The organism is Zunongwangia sp., from assembly GCF_048269745.1.
Taxonomy (GTDB): Bacteria; Bacteroidota; Bacteroidia; order Flavobacteriales; family Flavobacteriaceae; genus Zunongwangia.
In genome coordinates, this window is sequence record NZ_JBLXIB010000005.1 from 141,531 (window position 1) to 162,005 (window position 20,475).

General features: G+C 32.6%; 20 protein-coding genes. 7 read left to right on the plus strand and 13 right to left on the minus strand.

Features of this window, described 5'->3' with window-relative positions; all coding sequences use genetic code 11:
• Nucleotides 1-52 precede the first annotated feature (52 nt).
• Nucleotides 53-610 carry a hypothetical protein gene (locus tag ACN0WI_RS08185; RefSeq protein ID WP_417886193.1) on the plus strand — a complete coding sequence of 186 codons (558 nt, stop codon included), beginning with the start codon at nucleotides 53-55 and terminating at the stop codon, nucleotides 608-610.
• Nucleotides 611-703: 93 nt separating this feature from the next.
• Here ACN0WI_RS08185 and lpdA read toward each other — a convergent pair whose 3' ends face one another.
• The 5 genes from lpdA to ACN0WI_RS08210 form a co-directional block, all read right to left on the minus strand.
• Complete coding sequence (lpdA, locus tag ACN0WI_RS08190; RefSeq protein ID WP_417886194.1) at nucleotides 704-2,095, minus strand: dihydrolipoyl dehydrogenase; 1,392 nt, start codon at nucleotides 2,093-2,095, stop codon at nucleotides 704-706.
• A gap of 171 nt (nucleotides 2,096-2,266) precedes the next feature.
• Nucleotides 2,267-2,824 (minus strand): hypothetical protein, encoded by a 558-nt coding sequence (locus tag ACN0WI_RS08195; RefSeq protein WP_417886195.1) that lies wholly within the window; start codon nucleotides 2,822-2,824, stop codon nucleotides 2,267-2,269.
• A gap of 21 nt (nucleotides 2,825-2,845) precedes the next feature.
• Nucleotides 2,846-3,241 carry a peptide-methionine (R)-S-oxide reductase MsrB gene (msrB, locus tag ACN0WI_RS08200; RefSeq protein ID WP_417886196.1) on the minus strand — a complete coding sequence of 132 codons (396 nt, stop codon included), beginning with the start codon at nucleotides 3,239-3,241 and terminating at the stop codon, nucleotides 2,846-2,848.
• A 4-nt stretch (nucleotides 3,242-3,245) separates the two neighbouring features.
• Nucleotides 3,246-3,713 carry a peptide-methionine (R)-S-oxide reductase MsrB gene (gene msrB / locus ACN0WI_RS08205; RefSeq protein WP_417886197.1) on the minus strand — a complete coding sequence of 156 codons (468 nt, stop codon included), beginning with the start codon at nucleotides 3,711-3,713 and terminating at the stop codon, nucleotides 3,246-3,248.
• 29 nt (nucleotides 3,714-3,742) lie between these two features.
• Complete coding sequence (locus ACN0WI_RS08210; protein WP_417886198.1) at nucleotides 3,743-4,615, minus strand: alpha/beta fold hydrolase; 873 nt, start codon at nucleotides 4,613-4,615, stop codon at nucleotides 3,743-3,745.
• A gap of 113 nt (nucleotides 4,616-4,728) precedes the next feature.
• Here ACN0WI_RS08210 and ACN0WI_RS08215 point away from each other — a divergent pair, with 113 nt between their 5' ends.
• Together ACN0WI_RS08215 and ACN0WI_RS08220 are read left to right on the plus strand one after the other, a co-directional pair.
• Nucleotides 4,729-5,553 carry a M48 family metallopeptidase gene (locus ACN0WI_RS08215; RefSeq protein ID WP_417886199.1) on the plus strand — a complete coding sequence of 275 codons (825 nt, stop codon included), beginning with the start codon at nucleotides 4,729-4,731 and terminating at the stop codon, nucleotides 5,551-5,553.
• 64 nt (nucleotides 5,554-5,617) lie between these two features.
• Nucleotides 5,618-6,958 (plus strand): MFS transporter, encoded by a 1,341-nt coding sequence (locus tag ACN0WI_RS08220; protein WP_417886200.1) that lies wholly within the window; start codon nucleotides 5,618-5,620, stop codon nucleotides 6,956-6,958.
• Nucleotides 6,959-7,032: 74 nt separating this feature from the next.
• Here the strand turns inward: ACN0WI_RS08220 and ACN0WI_RS08225 are convergent, their stop codons facing one another.
• From ACN0WI_RS08225 to ACN0WI_RS08240, 4 genes are read right to left on the minus strand one after another with little or no spacing between them, the layout of a single operon-like run.
• Nucleotides 7,033-7,767: a head GIN domain-containing protein gene (locus ACN0WI_RS08225; RefSeq protein WP_417886201.1), complete on the minus strand. Its 735-nt coding sequence runs from the start codon at nucleotides 7,765-7,767 to the stop codon at nucleotides 7,033-7,035.
• 58 nt (nucleotides 7,768-7,825) lie between these two features.
• Nucleotides 7,826-8,917: a hypothetical protein gene (locus tag ACN0WI_RS08230; protein ID WP_417886202.1), complete on the minus strand. Its 1,092-nt coding sequence runs from the start codon at nucleotides 8,915-8,917 to the stop codon at nucleotides 7,826-7,828.
• Nucleotides 8,898-9,458 carry a DUF4179 domain-containing protein gene (locus tag ACN0WI_RS08235; RefSeq protein WP_417886203.1) on the minus strand — a complete coding sequence of 187 codons (561 nt, stop codon included), beginning with the start codon at nucleotides 9,456-9,458 and terminating at the stop codon, nucleotides 8,898-8,900. The genes ACN0WI_RS08230 and ACN0WI_RS08235 overlap by 20 nt, the downstream gene beginning before the upstream one ends.
• Nucleotides 9,445-10,002: an RNA polymerase sigma factor gene (locus ACN0WI_RS08240; protein WP_417886204.1), complete on the minus strand. Its 558-nt coding sequence runs from the start codon at nucleotides 10,000-10,002 to the stop codon at nucleotides 9,445-9,447. Before ACN0WI_RS08240 ends, ACN0WI_RS08235 begins: the two co-directional genes overlap by 14 nt.
• A gap of 211 nt (nucleotides 10,003-10,213) precedes the next feature.
• Here ACN0WI_RS08240 and lon point away from each other — a divergent pair, with 211 nt between their 5' ends.
• From lon to rpsA, 4 genes are all read left to right on the plus strand, one after another.
• Nucleotides 10,214-12,664 (plus strand): endopeptidase La, encoded by a 2,451-nt coding sequence (gene lon / locus ACN0WI_RS08245; protein WP_417886205.1) that lies wholly within the window; start codon nucleotides 10,214-10,216, stop codon nucleotides 12,662-12,664.
• Nucleotides 12,665-12,757: 93 nt separating this feature from the next.
• Nucleotides 12,758-13,453: a (d)CMP kinase gene (gene cmk, locus ACN0WI_RS08250; protein WP_417886206.1), complete on the plus strand. Its 696-nt coding sequence runs from the start codon at nucleotides 12,758-12,760 to the stop codon at nucleotides 13,451-13,453.
• Between the two features lie 3 nt (nucleotides 13,454-13,456).
• A complete protein-coding gene (locus tag ACN0WI_RS08255; RefSeq protein ID WP_417886207.1) occupies nucleotides 13,457-14,632 on the plus strand; it encodes an MFS transporter in 1,176 nt (391 codons plus the stop codon).
• A gap of 177 nt (nucleotides 14,633-14,809) precedes the next feature.
• The gene (gene rpsA / locus ACN0WI_RS08260; RefSeq protein WP_417886208.1) at nucleotides 14,810-16,636 is read left to right on the plus strand and encodes a 30S ribosomal protein S1; all 1,827 of its coding nucleotides are present in this window, start codon (nucleotides 14,810-14,812) and stop codon (nucleotides 16,634-16,636) included.
• Between the two features lie 80 nt (nucleotides 16,637-16,716).
• Here rpsA and ACN0WI_RS08265 read toward each other — a convergent pair whose 3' ends face one another.
• From ACN0WI_RS08265 to ACN0WI_RS08280, 4 genes are all read right to left on the minus strand, one after another.
• Nucleotides 16,717-17,112, minus strand: a complete 396-nt coding sequence (locus ACN0WI_RS08265) for a response regulator (RefSeq protein ID WP_417886210.1) — start codon at nucleotides 17,110-17,112, stop codon at nucleotides 16,717-16,719.
• Between the two features lie 76 nt (nucleotides 17,113-17,188).
• Nucleotides 17,189-17,941, minus strand: coding sequence for an NUDIX hydrolase (locus tag ACN0WI_RS08270; protein ID WP_417886211.1), 753 nt, complete (start codon nucleotides 17,939-17,941; stop codon nucleotides 17,189-17,191).
• Nucleotides 17,942-18,078: 137 nt separating this feature from the next.
• Nucleotides 18,079-18,450, minus strand: a complete 372-nt coding sequence (locus ACN0WI_RS08275; RefSeq protein ID WP_417886212.1) for a hypothetical protein — start codon at nucleotides 18,448-18,450, stop codon at nucleotides 18,079-18,081.
• A gap of 132 nt (nucleotides 18,451-18,582) precedes the next feature.
• Complete coding sequence (locus ACN0WI_RS08280; protein ID WP_417886213.1) at nucleotides 18,583-20,421, minus strand: metallophosphoesterase family protein; 1,839 nt, start codon at nucleotides 20,419-20,421, stop codon at nucleotides 18,583-18,585.
• Nucleotides 20,422-20,475: the final 54 nt, after the last annotated feature.

The window sequence follows — 20,475 nt, forward strand, 5'->3', positions numbered from 1 at the left end:
CTGTCTTGGTGGTGATTTTTTTCATTTGCATAAACCAAAAAAATCATTTAATATGAACAAGAAGTTATTATTTTTACCTGTATTATTATTAGGAATACTATTCACCGCCTGTAGTGATGATGATAATGTAGATGATGTGGTAGATCGAATTCGGACTATAGATGATATCCCAGTTAGTGCGAATGCCAGTATCGATTATTTGCCGATTAATCCATTAGAGATTCCTATTGAAACAGATGTAAATTTACGAGATGCATTAGAAGATAAAACCGGAACTGATGAAACAATCGATCAGGTTGAAGATATCGAATTAGATGATCTTTCTATCGAGTTAGTAAGTGCAGATGAACAGGAAAATTTCGATTTTGTTAATTCTGTTACCCTAGGTGTTCGGACTGATGATTTAGAGTACAAAGAAATTGCTCATTTAGACGAAGTACCGGAAGGCCAAACAAGTATAGAACTAGAAACTACTGAAGATTATGTAGATGAATACGCAAAATCAGAATCTTTAAAATTAGTAGTAAAATTTGAAAGTACTGATGATGCTAATAATTTAGAGGTAAAATTAAACATGGAGTTTGATGCTAAGTTAGATCCTTCTTTATAAGAAGCATAAAAAAGTAATTTTTATAAAAAAACCTGAAGTAATTACTTCAGGTTTTTTTATTTCAAAGAAATATAATTTTAATTTTTTTATTTCTTAAATATGAATTACTTCATCGTAAGCAGCAGCAACAGCTTCCATAACAGCTTCACTCATAGTTGGGTGAGGGTGAACTGTTTTTAGCACTTCGTGTCCTGTAGTTTCTAATTTTCTACCTAGTACAGCTTCAGCAATCATATCGGTAACACCAGCTCCAATCATATGGCAACCTAACCATTCACCGTATTTTGCATCGAAAATTACTTTTACAAAACCATCAGATTTTCCAGCAGCTTTTGCTTTACCAGAAGCAGAGAATGGGAATTTACCTACTTTAATTTCATAACCCGCTTCTTTTGCTTGTTTTTCAGTAAATCCAACAGAAGCAATTTCAGGAGATGCATACGTACAACCTGGTATATTACCATAATCTAACGGTTGTACATTCATTCCTTTAATTTTTTCTACACAAAGAATACCTTCTGCAGAAGCAACGTGAGCTAATGCCGGACCGTGAACTACATCTCCAATAGCATAAATGCCCTCTTTGTTGGTTTTGTAGAAATCGTCAACAACAATTTTATCTCTATCGGTTTTGATACCTAATTCTTCAAGACCAATATTTTCAATGTTTGTTTTAATTCCAACAGCTGAAAGAACGATGTCTGCTTCTAGAGTTTTTTCTCCTTTTTTAGTTTTTACTTTAGCTTTAACGCCTTCACCAGAAGTATCTACGCTCTCTACAGAAGAGTTCGTCATTACTTTAATTCCGGCTTTTTTAACGCTACGTTCAAATTGTTTAGATACATCTTCATCTTCTAAAGGAACAAGGTTTGGTAAAAACTCTACAATAGTAACTTCAGTTCCCATTGTGTTATAAAAATGAGCAAACTCAACACCAATAGCACCACTTCCTACCACGATCATTTTCTTTGGTTGTTTTTCCAAAGACATGGCTTCACGATATCCGATAACTTTTTTACCATCTTGCTTTAAGTTAGGCAATACTCTAGATCGAGCTCCTGTAGCAACAATGATATTGTCGGCACTATATTCTGTTTTTTTATCGTTAGCGTCGGTAACTTCAACTTTTTTACCAGCTTTTAGTTTACCGTAGCCTTCGATAACTTCAATTTTGTTCTTTTTCATTAAGAACTGTACTCCTTTACTCATGCCATTCGCAACGCTACGGCTTCTTTTGATTACCGCATTAAAATCTTTATCTGCATTTTCTAGAGACAATCCGTAATCTTCAGCGTGTTGTAAATAATTAAACACCTCTGCACTTTTCAACAATGCTTTTGTTGGAATACATCCCCAGTTTAAACAAACTCCTCCTAGGTTTTCTTTTTCGACTATAGCGGTTTTAAAACCTAATTGAGAAGCTCGAATTGCGGTTACATATCCGCCTGGACCACTCCCTAAAACAATGATATCGTATTTACTCATAGTTGGAATTTTTTAACAAAAAATAATTGCTGCAAATTTACGGAATATTAGGCTAACCAAAAAGTTTTGAAGTTATAGGATTCTCAAAAATAAAATTGTTGTTTTTTTGAATTAGAAAAGGCTTTATCGTTTTGCGATAAAGCCTTTAATTTCTATTAACTTCAGCAATAATTATTGTTGAAATTTGATATTTTGAATTGTACTATCAGTAATATTAAACGCTTTAGAAACAGCTTCATAATTAGTTACATCTATATTGCTACTTGCTAAAAAGTCGGATGGTATAATAATCACTCTGAAAGTTTGGTCATTAATAAAACCTGAATCTAGAGTATTTAGGTCAAAATTACCATCAATTATGATTTCAACATCAAGAGGCGTGTGGTTATAGCTATATTGAACAGTATTTCCTTGATCTGTAAATAAGCTTTTAGGAATTAAACTCCACGTATCAATAATATTACCTTCAGAATTTTCATTTCTTTCTAGTCGATAAACAAGAACCGCATCTGCATCTGGGTTAATTGTATTTGCTTCTTCTGGGATTTGTATAATATGTGAGTAAAAACCATTTCCGTCAGAAAAATAATCAAAATTAAATGTGCGTTCAAAAGTGAAGCCTAGATTATCATAACCATCCTCTCCAGGAGGTCCTTGTGGACCAGTATCGCCATCACAAGCTGTTAGTAAAAACGTTGTTACAAATAGTAAAGTGAATATCTTTTTCATGTTATTTAAGTTTATGTATTGTTATTGGTTTTTAAAATCTATACTGGCTGAGTTTACGCAGTAGCGTTGTCCGGTTTCAGTCGGGCCATCGTCAAAAACATGCCCTAAATGGCTGCCACAGTTAGCACACAAAATTTCGGTTCTAATCATACCAAAAGTTCGATCTTGTACATACTCAATTTTTCCTTCAATGGCTTTATCAAAACTTGGCCAGCCACAACCACTTTCAAATTTACTATCACTTTCGAATAATTTTTCGTTGCAAGCGGCGCAGCGATATTCTCCATCCTCAAAATTTAGATTGTATTTTCCGGTATGGGGTGCTTCTGTACCTTTTTTTCGTAAAACTCGATATTGCTCGTCTGAAAGCTGTTCTTTCCATTCAGCTTCCGATTTTTCTATAGGATACTTTTTCATAGGTTTATTTTTCTTTTGGAATAAAATCCATTGCTATGCCATTAATGCAATGTCTTTTTCCGGTTGTTTTAGCAGGGCCATCGTTAAACATGTGACCAAGATGACTTCCGCAACGTGCGCAATGAATTTCGTTACTTTGATACCCTGAGCCGTAAGCTACACCACCTTCAATAGCACGATCAAAACTAGGCCATCCAGAACCACTTTTAAATTTGTTTTTGGTTCTGTAAATTTCATTGCCGCAGGCAGCGCAAACAAAAGTTCCCGGTTCTTTTATGGCTAATAATTCGCTAGTAAAAGCGCGTTCTGTGCCTGCTTTTCGTAACACTTTAAATTGTGCGTCCGATAATTCTTTTTTCCATTCCGCATCAGTTTTAGAAACCTCAAACTTTTTCTGATCATCATTTTTTTGAGCATTCCCTTTGCAACTAAGGCAACAAATGGCAATAATTAATATTAATACATTCTTCATAGCTTTTTTATAAAAGAAAGTTACAAAGATTATGCCGTCATAAATGTTGCGATTTTGTTAATCACTTTTTTATCGCCCAATATTTTACGATGCCCTAAGTGTTTAGTAATAAAAATTTCACTGTTTTTTAGTTCTTTCTGAATATTGAAAGCACAGCTAACCGGTACATCTACATCATCTTTATCATGAATAATAAGGCAAGGACAATCTACCTTTTTTGCTGAAACTGAAGAAGAGAAATTATTAACATCTGTACCAAATTTTTCGTCAAATTCGGCTTTTAATAGGTGGGCTACTTTTTCATCCATATTTAAGTTTGATACAAACTCAATTGTTAGATCGCTTATTTTATCGGCCGCCCCTATTATTACAATTTTTTTAGTTTTAACACCTTCCTTAACCGCTTTAAGTGTAGACATTCCGCCCAGAGAATGACCAATTATGGTATTAAAAACACCAAATTTCTTATAAAGAGCCTGTATAGATTCTACAAAATAAGGCATCATGCTAGTTTTTCCAGGTGTTTTACCATGTCCGGGCGCATCAAAACTGATTATTGAAAATCCTTTATCAACTAGCGTTTCGGCTATTTTAGAGAGTTGTGTACCACGACCGCTCCAACCATGTACTAAAAGTACTTTAGGGTTTTCAGGATTACCAAATTTGTAAACTCTAATTTTTTTGCCACTGTTAGGTAAAATCAACCATTCTTGTTCAGAATGTTTGTCCATATATAATTCTCGTTTTGGCATTTTCCCTTTAAATGGGGTTAAATAAAGTTTTCCAGCAAATTTAGTAGCCAAGCGAGGCGAAATATAATTTAGTACCTTACCTCCGTATAAAATATACCAAGGCAATAAAATTTGTTGAATAGGTTTTTTATTTTTTACCGTTTTAGCCATTTATTTTTGATAATTTTGTTGAATTTTTTTTGAGAAACACTGTTAAATAGAACTTAAAGTCCATGATTGGATGTATGGCTTTTGTAATTTTAACACCACTAAACCAAATAACTATGAAATTTAAAAAATCAATATTCATTACTTGTGGAGTAATTTTAACCATAATAGCTTGCAAAGTAAACCCTTTTACCGGAAAAAAAGAACTGAATTTTGTAAGTAACGATCAATTATTTCCATCTTCTTTTCAACAATACGAAGCATTTTTAGATAGTAGTAACGTTGTACATAATACCGCTGAATCGAAAATGGTAAAACGCGTAGGACAAAAAATTAAAACGGCTGCTGAGCGATATTTGAATGCAAACGGTTATCAAGGATTTTTAAATGATTTTAAATTTGAATATAATTTAGTGAAAGACGACCAAGTTAATGCTTTTGCAATGCCTGGTGGCAAAACCGTGGTTTATACCGGAATTTTGCCTATTACTCAAGACGAAACAGGTTTGGCTGTTGTTATGGGTCATGAGGTAGCTCACGCATTGGCCGATCATGGGGCACAACGAATGAGTAGAGCCCAAATTCAGCAACTAGGTGCTGTGGCAGGTAGTGTGGCTTTGAGCGGAAAAAGCGAACAAACCCAGCAAATTTTTGCACAGGCATATGGTATTGGATCTCAGGTTGGAGTTATGCTGCCATTTAGCAGATCTCAAGAAGCTGAAGCCGACAGAATTGGGTTGACGTTAATAGCAATTGCGGGTTACAATCCGGATGAAGCAGCCGATTTGTGGCGAAGAATGCAACAGCGTAGTGGTGGAGGTTCTACCCCGGAGTTTATGAGTACGCACCCTTCTAACGAAACACGTATTAATAATCTTGAAGCATGGGCTCCACAAGCAAAAGCAGAAGCACGAAAATACGGAGTAACTAATTTTAAATAGTTATTATTTTAAAATAAAATTGAATTAAAGCTACGTTTTTTCGTAGCTTTTCTAATTTTAGAGCATGAAACAACTTCCAAAGGGTAATAAAAAATTACTAAATGCCTGGGCTTTTTACGATTGGGCTAACTCCGTGTATAGTTTAGTAATATCATCTGCTATATTTCCTATTTTTTATGCTGCACTAACGATTGTTAAAGATAAAGATGGGGTTATTATAAATGATACGGTAAGTTTTCTCGGGATAGAAGGTATTAATAACGATACCTTAATTTCGTACGTAACAGCTTTGGCTTTTTTAGCGGTTTCAGTTTTAAGTCCGTTTTTAAGTGGTATTGCTGATTATGTTGGTAATAAGAAAAATTTTCTGAAATTTTTCTGTTATCTGGGAGGTGCTTCCTGTATTGGTCTTTATTGGTTTACTATGGAATATTTGTGGTTAGGACTACTATGTTATTTTTTAGCTCTAATTGGTTTTTGGGCAAGTATCGTATTTTACAACAGCTATCTGCCTGATATTGCTTATCCCAATCAGCAAGATAAAATAAGCGCAAAAGGCTATTCGTTAGGTTATTTTGGTAGTGTAATTTTATTGGTTTTATGCTTATTTATGATTATGAAATTCGATTATTTCGGATTCGAAAGTAAAGATGTTCCAACTCGTTTATCATTTGTATTAACAGGTATATGGTGGATTGGTTTTAGCCAATACACGTATTATTATTTACCAAAAGGAACTAAAAAAGCAAAATTAACCAAGAATGTATTATTTGATGGTTTTAAAGAATTGCATAAAATATGGAGAGCATTACAACACGATCTTCAGCTTAAAAGATACCTTATAGCTTTTTTTGTGTATAGTATGGCCGTACAAACTATTATGATTATTGCGACTTATTTTGGAATAGAAGAATTAGAATGGGGAAACCAAGATCCTACCACTGGTCTAATTGTAAGTGTATTATTAATTCAGTTAGTCGCTATTTTAGGAGCTACGTTGACATCCAAATTAGTTGGTAAAATAGGGAATATTAAAACGCTTATATTAATTAATTGTATTTGGGTACTTATTTGTGTGTATGCTTATTTTTTAAACACTCCTATTCAATTTTACGTTGCAGCGGCAAGTGTTGGTTTGGTAATGGGAGGTATCCAATCGTTATCTCGTTCTACCTATTCTAAAATGCTTCCAGAAAATACTATCGATACCGCTAGCTATTTTAGTTTTTACGATGTTTCTGAAAAAATTGGAATTGTAATTGGCATGTTTATGTATGGTGCTGTGGCGCAAATCACCGGAAGTATTCGAAATGCTATTCTATTTCTAATTTTGTTTTTTATTGGTGGAATACTTTTACTTTTAAGAGTGCCAAAAAATAAAATTCCAGCTTCTAAAGAAAATTAATTTTAAATCGAAAATAGAGAATAAAAAAAATCCCTTCATTTTGAAGGGATTTTTTTATAGTTAATAGGTTTTATTTAATATTTAGAAATATCTCCAGAACCAAATGTTTTAAAATTTTCTTTAGTTGGATTTCCTTTATAGGTAACGTCTCCGGAACCTAAAACTTTCGCATTCAATTCTTCTTCAGCAAAAACATTAATATCTCCAGAGCCCGATACTTGTGCATCTACAGTATTTGTTTTAAGTTTAAAAGCATCAAAATCTCCGGATCCAGTTACTTTACAGTCTAAATAACTAGCCATTCCTTTTAGAACAACATCACCACTTCCGGTAACATTCCCTTTAATTTTATCAGCTTCAATATCTAAAACAATATCACCGCTTCCGGTAATCGATAATTCAAAGTTATTTGCTGTAATTTTATCCTCATTCCAAATATCGCCACTTCCGGTAATAGATACTTCTTCTAGATCTTCAAAAGGAACTTTTATTTTAACAGAATTATTCCGAGAAGGTATTAAATTAACTCCTTTTTGAACTTTAATTTTTAATTGTCCTCCTTTAACTTCAGTAATAATATATTTTTGTAAGTTGCTTTCGGCTTCAATTTCGAGATTTCCCTCTTTTCCTTTTATCAGAATAACATCCATAAAACCAGTTAGCGAAACTTTGTCGTAATCGGATGTTTTTCGGCTTTTGGTTACAACCTCTCCGTTTCCTTTAATTTTTTCTTCACTGCTCCACCATTGGGCATTTACTGTGGTAATGGCTAAACAGATAATGACTGTTGTTAGAAGTAATTTTTTCATAATTTTGATTGATTTTTTATTGAAATTATATAAATAAAGATGGTTTTTCTATATAAAGTTATGGAGTTTTTCTGAAACTTACATTTCCATAGCTTGTAGAAATGTTAATTAAATTAGAACTCTCTTTTTTTCCGTAATAGCCTGATATTTCCTTACTGGTATTTTCTTGATGGTTTTTAAGTGAAGTTAAGTCTTCTGTTCCTGATATATTTCCGTAAGAAGTTTTTATGTTGAATTTAAAATCCATTTCGGAGTCGTAACCTAATCGAATTCCGGCATAATCGCTATCTATTTTTACACGTGTGGTGCCTTTAATTAGTTTATCGATTCTAATGGAACCGTAATCTTGGCTTAAATTTAGTGTAGTGAAAACTCGTCCTATTTTTGTGGTTAAATAGTCGCCATTTGCTTCCAGATTTTTAACTTTTTCTACGTAAAAACTTCCGTAATCACATGAGAAATTTAGATTAACTACTTTAAGTACTTCAGAGTTAGAATAATCTGCTTTAATAGAAAGGGTTTTAGCTTCCTCTATTGAAAATTCAGAATAATCAGCATCAATTTCAGCATTTTCAATATAACCAAAATGGGAGTTTCGCGTATAATCGAAATTAAGTATATTTTTTTTCCCTCGTAATTCGCCAATATCAATTTTTCCATAATCGCAGGATATATCTGTACTTCCTTCAATTCTGTCGATATAAATAGCTCCATAATCGTTATCGATAACAAGATTATGTTTTACTGGCATTTTTATAATGTAATTTACTTCTCTATTAGCATTACTAGAACTACTAAATAAAGAGTTCCACCAACCTTTGTTTTGTTTTTCAAAATTGGTATGTGCTGTTACCCGATTTCCATCTTGGTTGAAATTTATTTCAATATTATCGAGTTTATCTAGCACATTGTCCAGATTATTTCCACTTACTTTTATAAGTACTTGAATTACAATTCGGTTTTCGTCCCATGTAGAGATATCGACATTTCCGTAACTATTATCGATATCTAAATAGCCAAAGTTATCTACATTAAATTCTTTAGTTATTTTTTTCTCTCTAGTGTGGCGATTATTCAAATTTGTATTGCCGAAACTTAGTGTTGGTATTAAAATACCAAGCAATAAGAATTTATATAATATTAGTTTCATTGTTTTCTTTTTTAAGCTGTTTAATCGTTTGAATTTGTTCCAATACATGATTTAGCAGATCTATTCTTTTTTGAAAATTGCTAATCATAGCATAAATAACGCGTTTATCTTTTCCGCTTTCAGAAAGGTCTTTTTTTAGTTTTTGGTATTCTGTTTCTAATTTTTGTAGTTGTTCTAATGCATCATCAATAATTGCACTGGTAGCTTCAGAGCGTTCTTTTTTTAAAGATTTTAATTCTTGTTCTATAACAGTACTATAAAAATCTTGTGTTTGTCTCATTTCAGGAGAAACTGTAGCCAGATCTGTTTCTTTAGCTAAAGAACCTGAATTAAATACACCACTAAAAGCTGAAAATGTAATTAGTAAAGCTGCAGCCACTCCGCTTAAGGAAACCCATAAGGTCCTTATTTTTCTTTTTTTAACAGCTGTATTTTTTTTATTTAGTTTATCTAAGAATCGTTTTTGGTGATTGGAGTTTGGCTCGGCAATATCAAAATTCAATTCTTTTAAATCTTCAAAGAATTTATCATTTTTCATCATTCATCATTTTTTTTCGTAAACTTTCTTTAGCCCTTGAAATTGTTGTTCTGCAATTAGCATAGGACATATTTAAAATTTCTCCTATTTCTTCATAATCATACCCTTCAATTAAATGTAATGTGAGGCAAATTCGGTAGCTTTCCTTTAATTCTTGTAAGGTTTTCAAAACTAATTTCACTTTTTTGTTTTGAGTATTCTCGCTAGTAATTCCTTCATTTTCGCTTACCTCATTTTTTAAATAATCTTTATAACTAACTTCTTCGTGCTTGGTTCTTTTTTGTTGTGCGTTAATACTATTATTAACGACAATTCGCTTTAACCAAGCTCCAAAAGTAGCTTCAGCTTTGTATTGATCTATTTTTTCGAAAGCTCGTAAAAAAGATTCCTGCATAATATCTTCCGCCTCAGCACTATGGTTAACAATTCTAACTGCAGTATTATACATTGCTTTATAATACCGGTTATAAATTTCGCGCTGAGCACGCTGGTTTCCTTTACGACAGCCTTCTATAAGATCGTTTATGTTGTTGATGGTTGGTTGCAAAAAAATATCTTATTACTGTTATAAAGATAGCTAGAGTTTTAAAATGTTACAGTTTGATAATTTTTTATTGAAAATTAGGCTGGCATAGGAATTGAATGCTTTATTCGGAGACAATTTTAAAAGCCTATAAAATAAGGTTTATAGGCTTTTGTGTTCCAAAACAAATAGAAAATCACAAACTGTAATGACAGTTTGACTTTTAAAAAATACTATGGCCAAAACAAAATTCACGGATATTGACAGTTTGTCATTAGAAAGTTTAAATGAAGATGCGGAGTTGATACCGTTAATGACGCCTGAGGATGAAGAAGAAATAAATAAAGAAGAATTGCCGGATAGTTTACCAATTTTGCCTTTGCGTAATACGGTATTATTCCCAGGAGTTGTAATTCCAATTACAGCCGGTAGAGATGCCTCTATTAAATTGATTAATGAAGCGAATAGCGGAGATAAAATAATTGGTGTAGTTGCTCAAAAAGATGAGACAGTAGAAAATCCGGGTCCAAATGATATCAACAAAATAGGAGTTGTAGCTCGTATTCTTAGAGTATTGAAAATGCCTGATGGTAATACCACGGTAATTATTCAAGGGAAAAAGCGTTTTGAAATTTCAGAAATAACTCAAGAAGAGCCGTATTTACGTGCCAGAATTGAAGGGATTTCTGAAGAAAAACCTCAAAGAGATAATGAAGAATTTGCCGCAATAGTTGAAGGTATTAAAGAATTAGCCTTACAAATTATTAAAGGAAGCCCTAACATTCCTTCAGAAGCTTCTTTTGCTATTAAAAATATAGAGAGTTCTTCATTTTTAGTCAATTTTGTGTCTTCCAACATGAACCTCTCAGTTTCAGAGAAGCAAACTTTATTGGCAAATAACGATTTAAAAGAGCGTGCTTTAGATACGTTAAAGTATATGAATGTGGAAAGCCAAAAAATGGCTTTAAAAAACGACATTCAGTCTAAAGTACAGCGCGATATGAGCCAACAACAGCGTGAGTATTTTCTGCATCAGCAAATGAAAACTATTCAGGAAGAGTTAGGAGGCGTTTCTCATGAAGATGAGATTGATGAACTAAGATTGCGGGCTAAAGATAAAAAATGGGGAGAAGATGTTCAGAACCATTTTGAAAAAGAGTTGTCTAAAATGCAGCGGATGAATCCGCAAGTAGCCGAATATTCTATTCAGCGTAATTACTTAGACTTATTTCTTGATTTACCATGGAATGAATTCAGTAAAGACAAATTTGATTTAAAACGTGCCAAAAAAGTTCTAGATCGCGATCACTATGGTTTAGACGATGTAAAACGACGAATTATAGAATATCTTGCTGTTTTAAAACTTCGGAATGACATGAAGTCTCCAATACTTTGTTTATACGGACCTCCGGGAGTTGGTAAAACAAGTTTAGGAAAATCAGTAGCAGAAGCTTTAGGTAGAGAATATGTTCGGATATCGTTAGGAGGATTGCGTGATGAAGCAGAAATTCGTGGACACCGTAAAACCTATATCGGGGCTATGCCGGGTAGAATCATTCAAAGTTTAAAAAAAGCAGGAACCAGTAATCCGGTATTTGTTTTAGATGAGATTGATAAATTAAGCATGGGTAATGCCGGAGATCCTTCTTCTGCATTATTAGAAGTGTTGGATCCTGAGCAAAATAGCGAATTTCATGATAACTTTTTAGAGTTAGGTTTCGATCTTTCTAAAGTAATGTTTATTGCAACTTGTAATAATCTAAACACTATTCAGCCTGCTTTACGTGATCGTATGGAGGTGATTAATGTTAATGGTTATACTATAGAGGAAAAAGTAGAAATAGCAAAACGCCATTTACTTCCTAAGCAATTAAAAGAGCATGGTTTAACTAAAGGTGATTTAAAAATTGGCAAATCTCAGTTAGAGAAAATTGTTGAAGGCTATACTAGAGAATCTGGTGTTCGGGCTTTAGAAAAACAAATTGCTAAAGTAGTTCGTTACGGAGCCAAAAGTATTGCTTTGGAAGAAGAGTATAATAAGAAAGTTTCTAACGATGATATCATCGAAATTCTCGGAAGCCCACGTTTAGAGAGAGATAAATATGAGAATAATGAAATAGCCGGAGTAGTAACTGGTTTAGCTTGGACGCAAGTAGGTGGAGATATTCTATTTATAGAATCTATTTTATCAAAAGGAAAAGGTAATTTAAACATTACCGGAAACCTAGGTAAAGTAATGAAAGAGTCGGCTACTATCGCGATGGAGTATATGAAAGCCAATGCTGATAGTTTAGGAGTTGATTCTGGAATTTTCGAAAAATATAATGTTCATATTCACGTACCGGAAGGGGCAACACCAAAAGATGGACCAAGTGCTGGTATTACAATGCTTACGTCTTTAGTTTCTTTATTCACTCAGAAAAAAGTGAAGAAGAATATTGCTATGACAGGAGAGATTACTCTAAGAGGAAAAGTACTTCCTGTAGGTGGAATTAAAGAAAAGATTTTAGCAGCTAAACGAGCTAGAATTAAAGAATTGATACTTTGTAAAGAAAATGAACGCGATATAAATGAAATTAAAGAAGAGTATTTAAAAGGTCTTACATTTCATTATGTTTCTGATATGAGTGAGGTAATCGATATTGCGATAACCGATGAAAAAGTTAAAAATCATAAAGAATTATAAAGATTCTTAATCCTAAGAAAAGCCTCGAAGAAATTCGGGGCTTTTTGTATTTTGACCATATCTAATCTTTATTTTTGTGAAAACTTCAACTTTATGAGCAAAAAAATTACGATAGCTATAGACGGATATTCATCTACTGGTAAGAGTACTGTTGCTAAGCAAATAGCTAAGCAATTAGGATATATTTATGTAGATACCGGAGCAATGTATCGGGCAGTAACCTTATATGCAATGCGCAAAGTAATGGTAACAGACGATAGATTATCTGAAGAAGCTTTACTACGCCACCTTCCATTTATTAATGTAAATTTCAAATTCGATGAAGATTTGGGATATGGAGTTATTCACCTAAATAATGAAAATGTAGAGAAAGAAATCCGTTTAATGGATGTGTCTAATAATGTTAGTAAAGTAGCCGCTATTCCTAAAGTGAGAGAAATGTTAGTGGCACAGCAGCAAAAAATGGGAGAGAATGGGGAAGTAGTTATGGATGGGCGTGATATTGGAACAGTTGTTTTTCCGAATGCTGAACTAAAATTATTTATGACTGCTTCTGCTGAAAAAAGAGCAGAAAGAAGGTATACTGAATTAAAAGAAAAAGGCAACGAAGTTACTTATGAAGAAGTACTAAAAAATGTAGAAGATAGAGACCATTTAGATTCTACCCGAGAAACTTCACCATTAGTAAAAGCAGATGATGCTATAGAAATAGATAATACAAACTTAACTAGAGAAGACCAATTCGATAAAATAATGGCTTTAATATCTGAAAAAACTGCTGTAAAATAATTTATGGTAAAAAACTCAGGAGAAGGTATAAGTAAGTCTGTTTTATATTTAATGTCTGCAGGAGCAGGTCTTGTAGTTGCTAATAATTATTACAATCAGCCACTTTTAAATTTAATAGCTACGGATTTTGGCGTTTCTGAATCGGCAGTAAGTAATCTTCCGTTACTAACACAATTAGGCTATGCTTTTGGCTTATTATTTATTATTCCACTAGGCGATAAATATCCGCGAAAAAAAATGGTGATGATCGATTTTGTATTCATTATTGCCAGTTTACTAATTATGGCGTTAGCTCCAAATTTATTAGTACTCATTATTTCTGGTTTCTTTGTAGGTTTTAGCTGTGTGGTACCACAGGTGTTTGTACCTATGGCTGCACAATTAGCTAAACCTGAAAAACGAGGACGTGCGATTGGTGTTGTAATGAGTGGTCTGCTAATAGGGATATTAGGAAGCCGTTTTATAAGTGGTTTTATAGGCGAATATTTTGGTTGGCGGAGCATGTATTTTATCGCAGCAGGAATTATGCTTATTTTCTGGGTATTATTAAAATTGAAATTACCCGAATTACAGCCTGATTTTAAAGGAAGTTATAAAGCATTAATGCAATCGTTATGGGGATATTTTAAATCAGAACCTTCTGTACGCTTGGCAGCAGTTCGTGGCGGTTTGGGTTTTGCCGGTTTTAGTGCTTTCTGGACTACACTCGTATTTTTAATGGAAGATAATTTTAATTACGGAAGTGGAGTAGCCGGAACTTTTGGAGTTCTAGGTATTGGAGGTGCTTTGGCAGCTAGTTATGTGGGAAAACTAAGCGATAAAATGAATAAAAATAAACTGATTACTATAGCTACTCTAGTAATGTTAGTTGCTTGGTGTGTTTTTGAGTTTTCAGGACACTCAATAATCGGTTTAGTGATCGGAGTTATTTTGGTAGATATGGCACTTCAGTCATTACATATTAGTAATCAAAATATTATTTTTTCTAAAAATCCGGACGCTCGTAACCGAATTAATACCATTTATATGGTCGGCTATTTTATAGGTGGGGCTATTGGTACCACAACCGGAGCTTATGCCTGGCAAATATTCCATTGGCAAGGGGTAGCAAGCTTAGGTGTATTTTATACTATTTTAATTCTGATTTTTCATTTAGTATTCAAAAAATCGCTAGCCTAAAAATTTGAAATAAAGGAGTTTGAAAATATCAAAAATAATTGTATTTTTGCACACCTTTTTGGCAGAAAATCGGAAAATCAAAAAGGCTTGAAAATCAAAATGTAAACAGCTTCTGTGTTTTGTTTTGCGTTAAATTTTCCGGAGAACACAGAATACAAATATTAATCAGCATCCAATATGGCTGAAGAAAAAAAAGAACAAGAAGTTAAGGAAGTAGCAGGAATGGCTACAGCTTCTCAACCAGAGGTAACTGAGCAACAGGCTAATCCTGAGAAATTCCTTAAAGAATTTAACTGGCACAACTACGAAGAAGGAATTGATCCTATCGATGATGAAAAGCTAGAAGAATTTGAAAAATTAGTTGAAGAAAACTTCGTAGACACGCTTGATGATGAAGTTGTAAAAGGAAAAGTAATCAATATTACTGACCGTGATGCAATTATCGACATCAACGCAAAAAGTGAAGGTGTAATTTCTCTTAACGAGTTCCGTTACAATCCAGATCTTAAAGTTGGTGATGAAGTTGAAGTATTAATCGACGTTAGAGAAGATGCTACTGGTCAGTTAGTACTTTCTCACCGTAAGGCTCGAGTTATTATGGCATGGGATCGTGTGAATAAAGCACACGACGAAAGTCTTATCGTTAATGGTTTCATTAAATGTCGTACTAAAGGTGGTATGATCGTAGATGTATTTGGTATTGAAGCTTTCTTACCAGGTTCTCAAATCGATGTGAAGCCTATTAGAGATTACGATGCTTACGTAGGTAAAACAATGGAATTCAAAGTGGTTAAAATTAACCATGAATTCAAAAACGTTGTGGTATCACACAAAGCGCTTATCGAAGCAGATATCGAAGAGCAGAAAAAAGAAATTATTGGTCAGTTAGAAAAAGGTCAAGTATTAGAAGGTACTGTTAAGAATATTACTTCTTACGGTGTGTTTGTTGACCTTGGAGGTGTAGATGGACTTATCCATATTACCGATCTTAGCTGGTCTCGAATTAACCATCCAAACGAGATTGTTGAATTAGATCAGAAATTGAACGTTGTAATCTTAGACTTTGATGAGGCTAAGACTAGAATCCAATTAGGTCTTAAACAATTACAGAAACATCCTTGGGAAGCTTTAGATGAAAATCTTAAAGTTGGTGATAAAGTAAAAGGTAAAGTAGTTGTAATCGCAGATTACGGTGCATTTATCGAAGTTGCAGAAGGTGTTGAAGGATTAATTCACGTTTCTGAAATGTCTTGGAGTACACACTTACGTTCAGCTCAAGATTTTGTAAGCGTAGGAGATGAAGTTGAAGCACAAATTTTAACTTTAGATCGTGACGATCGTAAAATGTCTCTTGGAATTAAGCAATTAACTCCAGACCCATGGACAGATATTACTTCTAAATATCCTGTAGGATCTAAGCATACTGGTGTAGTTCGTAACTTTACTAACTTTGGTGTATTCGTAGAGTTAGAAGAAGGAATTGACGGACTTATCTATATCTCGGATCTTTCTTGGACTAAGAAAATCAAACATCCATCAGAATTCTGTAATGTTGGAGATAAATTAGAAGTTGTTGTATTAGAATTAGATGTTGAAGGTCGTAAACTAAGTTTAGGACACAAACAAATCGAATCTAACCCTTGGGATCAATACGAAACTGAATTTGCTGTAGGTACTAAACATACTGCTGCAATTTCTGAAATCGTAGACAAAGGAGCGACTATCGATTTTAATGATGATATTACTGCATTTGTTCCATCAAGACACCTTGAAAAAGAAGACGGAAGTAAACTTAAGAAAGGTGAAACTGCAGAATTCCAAATCATTGAATTCAACAAAGAATTTAAACGAGTGGTAGCTTCTCATGCTGCTATTCACCGTGAAGAAGAGCAAAAAATAGTAAAACAAGCTGCTAAAAAAGCTGCTAATAGTAATGAGAAAACTACTATTGGTGACGTAAATGCAGATTTACAAGCTCTTAAAGATAAAATGGAAGGAAAATAAGAAGTCCTGATATTTAATACTTAAAAACCTCCTTTTAAAGGAGGTTTTTTTATTTTATATACTTTAATAGAAAAATAATTTTATTTATGATTTTCTATTATTGTTTTTAAACTATCAATAGTAATAGGTTTTACTACATAATTACTTACTTCTTCATAGGATTTTGCTCTTTCTTTATCTTCTGGGTCTATAGAAGAACTTACAACGTAAATTACAACTGATTTTAGACTTTCAATCTTTGTAAATTCATCTAAAAATTCCCAGCCATTCATCACGGGCATATTTATATCTAATAGAATTACATCTGGTAATGTATTTTCTGTAGTTAGTAATGCCGTAAAATGATTTATTGCTTCTTTTCCATTTTTAAACACTAAAAAACTATCAGAAAAGTCTGCCAGTTCCATTATTTTTTTTGCGGTAAAAACAAAAATTGGATCATCATCAATAATACATGTTATATTACTTTTTTTCATTTTAAAAATAGGCTTAATTAAACTAACTTCTAGATATAAAAATTATGAAAAATTATCGAATATTACCAAATAAATTTTACCAAGCTTCTTTAAAACCATTTTCTAAAGCATCAGTATAGGCTTCTTTATCAAAAGTGTATAAATTGGGAGCTTTATGTGCACCTCCTTTTCTAGTTTCTTTTAGTTTTGTTAGAATACCATATTTAATCATTTTTCGATAAAAATTTCCACGGTTTAATTTCTTATCAAGTATAATTTCATATAATTTTTGAAGCTCTGGCATGGTAAATTTTTCTGGCAATAGCTTAAGCCCAATAGGGCGATAGTTTAAGCCTCGCCGAAGTGCTTTAAGTGCTTTCTCCAAAATTTTAGAATGGTCCATCATAAGTGCTGGGAGTTCATCTATAGATATCCATTTACAAGCATCGGAAATATCATCAATTTTAGGAATTACTTTAGCATAGTTAGTTAAAGCATAATAGCTAATGGAAATATAGCGTTGTTTTTGCCATAAATCATCTGGATATCCTTCAAAAAAGTGTTGCGATCTGTTCTTTTCACCAAAAGTTTCAAACTGATGCAGGTAAACATTACTTACACTAGTTCGTTCTTTTAATACTCGTTCAGCACCTTCATTCAAATCTTCTTCTTTTTTTAAATATCCACCTGGTAAAGCCCACTCTTTAGAACCTTTTAATCTAACTAAGAGTACTTTTAGTGAGTTAGTATCAAAACTGAAGATAACGCAATCTATAGATATACTGGCTAAATAGATTTCGTAATGATATGAAGAAGTTTTTTCTAGTAATTCTTTTAGGCTTATTGTCATGAAAACTATATGTTTGGTTCTATAAATATACATGTTTAAAGCAAAACCTTTAAAAAATAAGGTATGTATATTTAAAAATAGGGCTATAATTGTATAGCCCTATTTTTGTAAATATTTAAGCTATTATACGAAAATAATTACTCAATTACTTCCAATTCATTAAATTGCAAAGCTTTTCGAAAATTGGCAGTTAACAGTCGCCTATGGATAAAAAATTTTTTGTTATCTACTCGCTCAAGTGTAACTATTTGCTGTCCATTTTTTTTAATACTGGCTACTACTTTTGCTGAAACCCCATTAATTTTTTTATAATTAGGACGCTCTCCTTGTTTTACTAAAAAATGGCGCTTGGGTACATTTAAACCTTGGTAATTTCTGTTTTGAGGTGCCTTAATTTTAACTATATCTCCAATGTTTAGTATTTTTTCTTCTTGGGCATTTAGAGTAAATCCTAAAAGAAAAGTGGTGATAAATAATACATGCTTCAATTTAAATTTTTGCAAGTCCATAAATCTTCATTTTTTTTCAAAAATAAAAAAGATAGAACCGTTTAAAAATTTAAATATATTAATAAAATTATAAAATTAAGATTCGTTTTTTATCAAAAGTAAACAGTATAAGCCTATAATTAATAATATGTGTTATTTTTTGATATTTTGAATATGCCCATTTTGTAAATCAATTTTAAAATTACGGTCAGGCAAACCATGTAGAAAATGATCAAATATTTTAAGAAATAGCGCTATTTTTTGTCTATTCTCAGTAGTTGTTTTTATAGAAGTGTTTTTATAATTAAAAATTAATTTATAATTTTTAACTCGTTTCCTATCAATATCAGTTAATGCTAATTTATCGGCATTTCTAAGTTTGTAGAAATCTATTATCATATCTTTTCCAGTCCATTTTCTAAATTCTTTCCAATTAATTGAATTTGGCAATTTTTTGATAACTTTTTTCCGTAATATTGAATTTGCTAAAAATTCATTTGCTATTTCTGAGCCTTTATAAGCGGTTAATAATAAAATTTCTTCACCAGTTAGCTCCTGAAAGAAATGTAAAAAATCAACTGGCCAATCATTAGGCAAGAAGCGTAATTCAACTAATTGTTGTAAGTGAAATTCGGTGAATTTTCGATAACTTTTACTTTTTAAAATACTTGCATCCCAGTTTGGTAGTCCATTTTGTTTGCGATAATTTAATTCTATTTCGTAAGCAGGGAAAAGTGTATTAAAATCAGCAACATTGTCAATAGAAATGGTATTTACGGTAACGTTAGAGTCGGTTACTTCCAAAATTTTATAGCCAGGTACGTAAGCCGCTAAAGACGGTGTTTGAATGTTTATTATAAATTTGTCCCCGTATTGTCGTTTTCCGGTATCGTTAATATGCATATGGCCGGCTACATGAATTTTGATCCCTGATTCAGCAAGTTTTTTGGCTATTTCTTCTTTTGGAACTCTTTCCAGTTGCCATTTTCCAGTGCCTAACAGTTTTTCTAAAATAGGGCTAGCATCATCATTAAAATCGATAGCGGGATAATGGCTAAAAGCAATTAAATTTTTATGATTTTTTTTTGCTGAACGAGCTATCTTTTTTATCCAACTAAATAAGTATTTTTTATGATAGAAACTCGTATTATAACCTTTCGAAGTGCCAGAGTATTTTCCGTTTCCTTCAGGGATATAAGCATTTCCATCGATTGCTAATAGCCATAAACCCGGAGTAGGTTCTACTACATAACTAGCATCAGGAATCGATAAATGGTCATCAATTTTATAAAGTCGATTCTCAATTTTAGCTGCTTTTTTTGCCTTTTTATAGCTATAATTGTCTACTCGGTATTCTGAAAATGGTGTGGCCCAATAACTATTACTTTCTTGTGGATCAAAACCGAAGTTGGTTAATATCGACATTATTTTTTCATATCCAGCATTAGCTAATTTCGGTTCTATGCTGAAGTTGTTTTCTTTTTTAAATGAATTAGGAACCGAACTACTATCAGAATAAATAGCAATTTCTTGGCCATTCTTTTTTAGAAAATTTCTTTTTCCGCTTGCCGTAGAAAATGGCTGAACAGGATCATGATTCCCTGTAGTAATAAAAAATTGTATATCGTATTTATTATGATAATAATTTAGGATGCTGGCTAATCCTTCTAAATTTAGAGGTTGGCCATCGTCGGTATAATCGCCGGGTAAGGCTACAAGTTTAATATTTCGTTTTACAATATCTTTTAAAACCGCTTGTAGCACAAAGTAATTTTCATTGAATAATCGTGTCGAATGTAATTGAGCATTCATACTTCTAATTTTAGCCGATTGCTGAAAATTATTAAGAGGAATTCCTTCAAAATCATCATAATCGGCAAAAATATCGAGTAGATGTATATCAGCAATAAAGGCTACTTTAGCTGTTTTTTTTTGAGCTGATACGGAACAGGTTATAAATAAACAATAGAAGATAATACCCCAATTTTTCATGTCGAAAATTTTGTTGCGAGTATAACACCTTCTATTGTAATCTATATCAACTTA